We start from the raw sequence: 7780 nt of genomic DNA on the forward strand, positions 1-7780 counted from the left end.
AACGAAGCCAGTAAGGTTTCTTATTAGCTTTAATTTAGCCTTTTTAGTAGACCTTACTGACCCTAAACGATGTATGTTTTTTCAATATTATGGAGTATGTTATGACATCAACCACACCTGAGTATGACTATATTATTGTTGGGGCAGGCTCAGCAGGAAATGTGCTGGCTACGCGTCTGACCGAAGATGCCAATATTAAGGTATTGCTGTTAGAAGCAGGTCGTCCAGATTATCGTTTTGACTTCCGTACCCAAATGCCAGCTGCGCTTGCCATGCCGCTACAAGGGACGACTTATAACTGGGGTTATAAGACAGATCCTGAGCCATATATGAATAACCGTGTCATGGACTGCGGTCGTGGCAAAGGGCTAGGTGGCTCATCATTGATTAACGGTATGTGCTATATCCGTGGTAATGCGCTAGATTTTGATGATTGGTCTAAAATAAAAGGCCTGTCAGACTGGACGTATTCGGATTGCCTGCCTTATTTTAAAAAGCTAGAAAACTGTGACGCTGGCGAGAATGACTATCATGGCGTGGGCGGTCCTGTTGAAATGACCACCTCAAAGCCAGGGGTCAATCCACTGTTCCAAGCTATGATTGAAGCGGGCGTACAAGCTGGCTATCCACGTACCGAAGATCTAAACGGCTATCAGCAAGAAGGTTTTGGTCCGATGGATCGCTTTGTCACGCCCAACGGTCGCCGTGCATCAACGGCTCGCGGCTATCTTGACCGTGCCAAACCACGTAGCAATATCACGATTTTGACCGGTGCATTGACTGACGTAATTTTATTTGACGGCAAACGCGCCGTCGGTGTCAAAGTCGAGCACGAAGGCCAGGCCAAAAACTTCCATGCCGCTCGCGAAGTGATTGTTTCATCTGGTGCGATTGCCTCACCGCAACTGCTGCAGCGTTCAGGTATCGGTCCTGGCCAGTGGCTAAAAGATGCTGGCGTGACTGAAATATTGGATCTGCCAGGTGTTGGTAATAACTTACAGGACCATCTAGAGCTGTATATGCAGTATGAATGTAAACTGCCAGTGTCAATCGCGCCTGCCAATAAATGGTGGAATAAGCCTGCGATTGGTGCGGAATGGTTATTCAATGGCACAGGTCTTGGTGCGTCTAACCAATTCGAAGGTGGCGGTTTCATCCGTACGGATGAGAAGTTTACCCATCCAAATATTCAGTATCATTTCTTGCCACTAGCCGTACGCTACGATGGCCGCAGTGCTGTGAAATCACACAGCTTCCAAGCACACGTCGGCTCACTGCGCTCACCGAGCCGTGGCCGCGTCAAGCTAAAATCACGTGATCCGAAAGCACATCCAAGTATCTTGTTTAACTATATGTCGCATGATCAAGACTGGCAAGAATTCCGTGCTGCAATGCGTATCACGCGTGAGATCATGCATCAGCCAGCGCTTGATCCTTATCGTGGTCGCGCAATTGCACCGACCGATGATCTGGTCACCGACGCCCAGTTAGATGAATACGTACGCAATCATAGTGAGACGGCTTATCATCCATCTTGTACCTGTGCGATGGGTGAAGATAACGATTCGGTAGTAAACGGCGAAGGTCTGGTACATGGTATTGATGGCTTGCGAGTCGTCGATGCGTCTATCATGCCAAACATTATTAGTGGTAATCTCAATGCTACAACTATTATGCTCGCCGAAAAAATTGTCGATAAGATGAGAGGCGTACAGCTGCCACTTTCAACGGCAGATTATTACGTGGCCAATGGTGCACCGCTGCGCTCAGAGCCAATGCGCGATTATCTCTCGACGGTGTAGGCTGTGATATAAGCCTGCATATAGGATACTGAATAAATAATGATATGAGAAAATTTTAACCAAAAGGCCTTTCCAAGTAGAGGCCTTTTCTATCAGCGCTAACATATTAGAATAATGAATACCGTTCAGGTTGAATTTGTTTATAATTTTATTAGCTTTTTATTTATTGGTACTGCTTTGTCCGTCATGCGGTTGGTTCCACGTTATACGGTTATAGATCATCAGTCTACTATTAGACGATGCCGGACAAAGCAATATCGGACCCTGTTTAATTTATATATTGAGGTCTTTTATGTACAGTTCGCCATCACAAGATGTGACGAAACCTCTGACCCTAAACAAAACCGTGTTTATGGGCTCAGCTATTATTTCTATTTTATTGATAATCTGGACCATCGTTTTTCCAGATTATAGTGAGGCCTTGTTGAGCGCAAGCATGACTTGGGTATCAGACAAGTTTGGCTGGTATTATATGTTGGTGGTTGCCGCTTATAGTATTTTTGCGTTGTTTGTTGGTTTTTCTAAGTACGGTGATATAAAGCTTGGTCAAGACCACGAAAAAGCACAATTTCCGTTTTTAGCGTGGGCGGCCATGCTGTTCTCAGCGGGTATTGGTATTGACCTGTTGTTCTTTGGTGCCTCTGAGCCTTTGATGCATTATTTGACCCCGCATACAGGCTTAGAGCCTGCTAGTGCTGAGGCCATGCGCGAAGCACTTGCTCAGACTTTCTTGCATTGGGGTCTACACGGGTGGGGTATTTATGCACTAATCGGTATGGCGCTGGCTTACTTTGCTTATCGCAAAAACATGCCACTCGCGTTACGCTCGCCGTTGACACCGATATTTGGTGAACGTTTAATCAAAGGTTGGTTAGGCGATGGTATTGATACCTTCGGTGTCGTCTGTACGTTGATGGGTATTGCAACCAGTTTAGGTATTGGGGTATTGCAGGCAAATGCTGGCTTGACCCATGTGTTCGGTATCGAATCTAGCAAAACGGTTCAGGCGCTCATCATCGTCGGTGTCGTCGCTGCAGCTGCTATTTCTGCGATGACAGGTGTCGAAAAAGGCGTTCGTCGTCTATCTGAATTCAACATGTTGTCGTCAATACTGTTGTTGCTTGCCATATTGGTAATGGGCAATACGGTGTATCTATTAAATACCTTTACTCAAAATATTGGTCAATATTTTCAAACCATCATTTATAAAACCTTTGACGTTTATGCTTATGACGGTGCTGCTGGTGCCGAGTGGAAATCTTGGTGGACGATATTTTTCTGGGCATGGTGGGTTGCTTGGGCACCATTTGTAGGTCTATTTATTGCACGTATTAGCCGTGGCCGTACGTTGCGCGAGTTTGTATTTGGCGTGATGTTTATTCCGCTTGGTTTTATCTTCGCATGGTTCTCTATCTTTGGTAATTCAGCGATAGACTTGGTTGCCAATGGCGCAACAGAGCTTGGCGAAATCGCGGTCAATGATGCGGCAATGGGCATGTTTGCGCTGTTTGAATACTTCCCTTACAGTGAAGTATTGTCATTTGCTGGTGTTGTTATTGGTCTTATTTTCTTTGTGACTTCTGCTGACTCAGGCGCGTTAGTATTAGCGAACTTGAGCTCAAGAGGTATGACCAATGATACCGATGCTCCTGTTTGGTTACGTCTGTTTTGGGCAGCAGCGACTGGTCTTATTACGTTAGGACTGCTATTTGCAGGTGGTTTTGCCTCATTGCAATCTGTTTCTGTCATTGCAGGTTTGCCATTCTCTATTATTCTTGTGCTATACATGATGTCTATGTGGAAGTCACTAAAAGAAGAAGGCAACAAGCGTAAAGCCAGTACAATCGGCACGGCAAATGTGTTGGACAGTGGTAAGAGTTGGAAAGCGCGCTTGCAACGTATTGTGAGTTTCCCAGGCCATGCACAGGTTGAGAAATTCTTGCATACGGTCGTGATGCCAGCGATGTCTGAGGTCGAAAAAGAGTTTAAAGCAGGTGGCCTCAAAACCTCGTTGGATACCAAAAACCTTGCCAGTATCGGTGAAGGTATCGATGCAGGCATGGACCAAGATAGTGGTCAGGTAGACGGTCTAAAATTGCGTGTCGGTCATGGCGATGAAGATGACTTTATTTATGAAGTCAATCTGATTAAAGCTCATCGTCCTAACTTTACATTGAGCACATCTACCAAGCACGCAGAGTATTACTACCGTGCGGAAGTGTTCTTAAGCGAAGGCTCGCAAGAGTATGACTTGGTTGGCTACTCAAAAGAGCAGGTATTGGTTGATATCTTAAATCAGTACGAACGCCACTTGCAGTATCTACATTTAGAGCGTTAATCCGGTACACTTTTTAAGTAAAACTATCAGTAAAAATATCCCCATAAGTTGCTCGCAGCTTATGGGGTTTCTTTTATGGATAACCATTTATAAATAATTATCGTTTGAATTGAGGACATATCCCAAATAAGTATAAAACAAGCGCCGAAAATATAAGGTAAAATTCATTAAGATTGAATTGATCGACTGATACGCTGCAACGTATTAGCAAAGGATACACTTGTGACCAAATTAAAGTACATAGCGCATTACTCAGAACAGATTCAAACTCAAGCTGCTCAGCTTATCAGTGATGGTAGGTTGGGCGAGTATCTGGAAAAAAAGTACCCAACTCAGCATCAAGTCCAAAGCGACAAAGCGCTTTATCAGTATATAAATGAGATAAAAACCCAATACATGCGTAAGATTGGTCAGCTATCAAATGTCAGCTATAGCAGTAAGCTCAAGGTTTTAAAGCATGCCCTAGGTATCCATACGACGCAATCGCGCGTACAGGGCAGTAAGCTCAAATCGCACAATAGCATCACGGTAGCCAGCCTATTTAAAGACGCGCCGCCAGAGTTTTTGCGCATGATAGTGGTGCACGAGCTTGCCCATTTCAAAGAGCATGAGCATAACAAAGCGTTTTATCAATTATGCTGCCATATGGAGCCTGAGTATCATCAATTTGAGCTAGATACACGACTATGGTTACACTGGCGAGAGTTGTAGCCCTAATATAGTCAAGTCTATATACATCTGCTACATCGTCATCCTCGCTAAGCATACTAATATATAACTTGCATTCGGTTGCCTTGTACTACTTTTAAATTGAATTGACTATAGTACGAATAACAACCTTAACAAGGTTCATAGTAATCTTAATAACAGCCACATAAATATCGTGTTCTTCTTTTAAGCCAATCATCTGAGCCGCTAGGGCGTGTCCTCAATTCAATTGATCATATCTAAACGGGCTAAAAATGGCTAAATTTTGCCAAACATCGTTCAATAGCTGGTTAATATCCCGATATGATCTGCGCTATTTTCCTTGTTTGACTGCAATTTATCTCATTTTTATCACCATTTTTAAAATGAGGACACGCCCTAGAATTACGTTATAATCCTAACCACACACGATATAGTCCATAAAAGGTTGTAAACAATGATTAATACCAAAATATATAAAGCCATTTACACCTTAGCTGAAGAGTTATTAGAAGCGGATCGCAGAGGCAATCAAGAGAAATTTGATTCGCTGTATGCTGAACTAAACGCCATTTGTACCGATAATGAAGGCACTGACAAAGACCACCCAGAACAATGGGAAACGCTTGCTGATTTCACAGAAGATTTGGACGCAGCGCTGGTCATTTATGACAAAGCATTGGCCAAAGCTACTGCCATTAACTCAAAAGATCATATGTCATCGATTGCTTTTTCTATGGCGGTGCTACAGCTTGAGACAGGTGAAAAAGAAGCCGCTATCCAAAGTCTGCAAAATGCCAAAGTCACAGCCAATAAAATAGAAGATAAAGAGTTCAAGGTTGAGATTGATGAGATGCTTACGAAGCTATTGGCAGAGTAGTTTGGTTTATAGTCAATCCTCTATAAATTGAGTACGGTGTCAGTCTCGCTTAGCTTACTACTTGTAGTACTTTCACTCGGCTTCCTTGTATTCAAATGATATTGAACCGATTATAAATAGGGTAATCCGATATGCAAGACATACCTGTGGTAATCGTCGGTGGTGGGTTAAGTGGATTATATGCCGCCCTTTTATTAGAGCAAAAGGGTATAGCGTATAGATTGCTAGAGGCGCGTAATACCTTAGGTGGTCGCATTGCAGTTGCTAAATGTTCAGATGCGCATGCTACTAATAACAGTACTGATATCGATCAAGCAGAATAAAGCGCGGCGTTTGATTTAGGACCGTCTTGGTTTTGGCCGGATTATCAAACGCAGTTAAGTACGCTTATTGAATCGTTAGATTTATCACGTTTTGCGCAGTTTGAAGAAGGCGATATGATGGTTGAGCGCGCTGCCAATCAGTCACCTGTGCGTATGCAAGGTTACAAAAGCACACCACCTTCTATGCGGTTAGTCGGTGGTATGGCCACTTTGATTGACGCGCTATATGCTCGTTTAGATGCCAGTTGTATCATGACTGGTCAAACCGTAAAGCAATTAAACAAGACATCCCAATATATTGAAGTACAGAGTGAAGACAGCTTTGGGCACGTGACCGGACATGTGACGACGTTCCGAGCGCAGCATGTGCTACTTGCGTTACCGCCTCGATTGATAGAAGATCGGATAGCATTTCAGCCAGCGCTACCGCAAGACTTAAGTGAACAGTGGCGCGAGACAGCCACTTGGATGGCACCCCATGCCAAATACGTCGCTGTTTATGAGTCACCATTTTGGCGAGATGCTGGTCTCTCGGGTGCCGCACGCAGTGCGATAGGGCCGCTCACTGAGATACTTGATGCTTTTACGTTAGAGGGCGATGGCGCGTTGTTTGGTTTTTTTGGCGTTCCTGTTCAAGTGCGACAGAGCGTTTCTGATACGGTGCTAAAAGAACATTGCCGTGCGCAGTTAGTGCGACTATTTGGTGCGCAGGCAAGTACTCCAAAAGCTGAATATCTTAAAGACTGGGCAAAAGATCCATTAACAGCGATGCCTGCTGATGCTAGCGGTAACGGTCAGCATGTAGTAGCACCGCCGTCCAAACCAAAAACAGGCGTGTGGCAAGACTGTCTAACAGGTTGTGGTAGTGAGTGGTCAGCGCAATTCCCTGGCTATGTCGCTGGAGCAATTGATGCAGCAACCGTCGCTGTACAAAGCCTACCTGCTACCATTTTGCGCCAGTAGCTATTATAAAAGCCATCTAACATGACTCAAAAATTCATCATCCAATAGGATAGTCGATGAATGACTCGCTCAAACAAACCAGTATTCACAAAACTACTACTTGGCTGGTGCCCTTCATTTGTCTGCTGGCAGGTGGGGCACTCACTGGTATCTCGACCAATGTGGCAAAGTACGCTATCGATGTCGGTCTCACCCCATTAGGGTTTTTGTTTTGGTCGATTACTGGCGCTGCTGTTATTTTATTTATGACAGCGCTCATCAGAAAAGAGCTTCCTCCTCTTAATGCTCGCAGCTTAGAGTATTACTTTGTCGCGGCGCTGGTCAGTGTCGCGGCCGCCAACTTACTATTATTCTCTGCCATTCCTCATGTGGGCGCAGGTTTCGTCGCCTTAATCCTCTCATTACCGCCACTGCTAACTTATCTTGGCGCGCTGATACTACGTATAGAGCAATTTTACATTGTCCGTGCGCTTGGGGTCATCGCAGCACTCATCGGGGCAGGAGCATTAGCCGTGCATAAATTCTCTGCGCCAGATTCTAGTGTGTTTTGGATTTTAATCGCGCTTTTTGGTCCAGTGCTACTCGCTATTGGCAATATATATCGGACGTTACGCTGGCCTGATAATGCGTCTTCTGGCGCACTCGCTCCAGGTATGTTGATTGCGGCAGCGCTGCTGCTATAGTCAGTCCAAAATAGAAAAGGTACAATGCTTTTAAACCAAGCAAAGAGAAATATAAAAGATGACCTACTCAGCAGATTTTCGAGCACAAGTTATCAAAAACATTG

7 protein-coding genes are annotated in these 7780 nt (G+C 44.5%); all 7 read left to right on the forward strand.

Going from position 1 to position 7780, the window contains the following annotated elements; translation table 11 throughout:
- Positions 1-101: 101 nt before the first annotated feature.
- The 7 genes from betA to HCZ91_RS12815 all read left to right on the forward strand — a co-directional run bounded on the left by betA (position 102) and on the right by HCZ91_RS12815 (position 7676).
- Entirely contained in the window at positions 102-1802 is a 1701-nt protein-coding gene (betA, locus tag HCZ91_RS12790) for a choline dehydrogenase (RefSeq protein ID WP_179799670.1), read from the forward strand.
- A 292-nt stretch (positions 1803-2094) separates the two neighbouring features.
- The gene (betT, locus tag HCZ91_RS12795) at positions 2095-4140 is read left to right on the forward strand and encodes a choline BCCT transporter BetT (RefSeq protein WP_102092283.1); all 2046 of its coding nucleotides are present in this window, start codon (positions 2095-2097) and stop codon (positions 4138-4140) included.
- Positions 4141-4362: 222 nt separating this feature from the next.
- The gene (locus HCZ91_RS12800) at positions 4363-4851 is read left to right on the forward strand and encodes a M48 family metallopeptidase (protein WP_102092284.1); all 489 of its coding nucleotides are present in this window, start codon (positions 4363-4365) and stop codon (positions 4849-4851) included.
- 433 nt (positions 4852-5284) lie between these two features.
- The gene (locus tag HCZ91_RS12805) at positions 5285-5707 is read left to right on the forward strand and encodes a hypothetical protein (protein ID WP_057761099.1); all 423 of its coding nucleotides are present in this window, start codon (positions 5285-5287) and stop codon (positions 5705-5707) included.
- Positions 5708-5838: 131 nt separating this feature from the next.
- Positions 5839-6030 (forward strand): NAD(P)-binding protein, encoded by a 192-nt coding sequence (locus HCZ91_RS14015; RefSeq protein WP_257020064.1) that lies wholly within the window; start codon positions 5839-5841, stop codon positions 6028-6030.
- Between the two features lie 114 nt (positions 6031-6144).
- On the forward strand, positions 6145-6993 hold the full coding sequence (locus tag HCZ91_RS12810) for an FAD-dependent oxidoreductase (RefSeq protein WP_257020065.1): 849 nt from the start codon (positions 6145-6147) through the stop codon (positions 6991-6993).
- Positions 6994-7049: 56 nt separating this feature from the next.
- Positions 7050-7676: a DMT family transporter gene (locus HCZ91_RS12815; protein WP_179799671.1), complete on the forward strand. Its 627-nt coding sequence runs from the start codon at positions 7050-7052 to the stop codon at positions 7674-7676.
- The last annotated feature ends 104 nt before the right edge of the window (positions 7677-7780 follow it).

The sequence above is a fragment of the Psychrobacter sp. BI730 genome (genome assembly GCF_013414195.1).
Classification (GTDB): Bacteria; Pseudomonadota; Gammaproteobacteria; order Pseudomonadales; family Moraxellaceae; genus Psychrobacter.

What these genes read in the sequence shown, in the direction of transcription:
- HCZ91_RS14015 (WP_257020064.1), top strand. Translation starts at nt 5,839, where the DNA reads ATGCAAGACATACCTGTGGTAATCGTCGGTGGTGGGTTAAGTGGATTA.
- HCZ91_RS12805 (WP_057761099.1), top strand. Translation starts at nt 5,285, where the DNA reads ATGATTAATACCAAAATATATAAAGCCATTTACACCTTAGCTGAAGAG.
- betA (WP_179799670.1), top strand. Translation starts at nt 102, where the DNA reads ATGACATCAACCACACCTGAGTATGACTATATTATTGTTGGGGCAGGC.
- HCZ91_RS12815 (WP_179799671.1), top strand. Translation starts at nt 7,050, where the DNA reads ATGAATGACTCGCTCAAACAAACCAGTATTCACAAAACTACTACTTGG.
- HCZ91_RS12810 (WP_257020065.1), top strand. Translation starts at nt 6,145, where the DNA reads ATGATGGTTGAGCGCGCTGCCAATCAGTCACCTGTGCGTATGCAAGGT.
- betT (WP_102092283.1), top strand. Translation starts at nt 2,095, where the DNA reads ATGTACAGTTCGCCATCACAAGATGTGACGAAACCTCTGACCCTAAAC.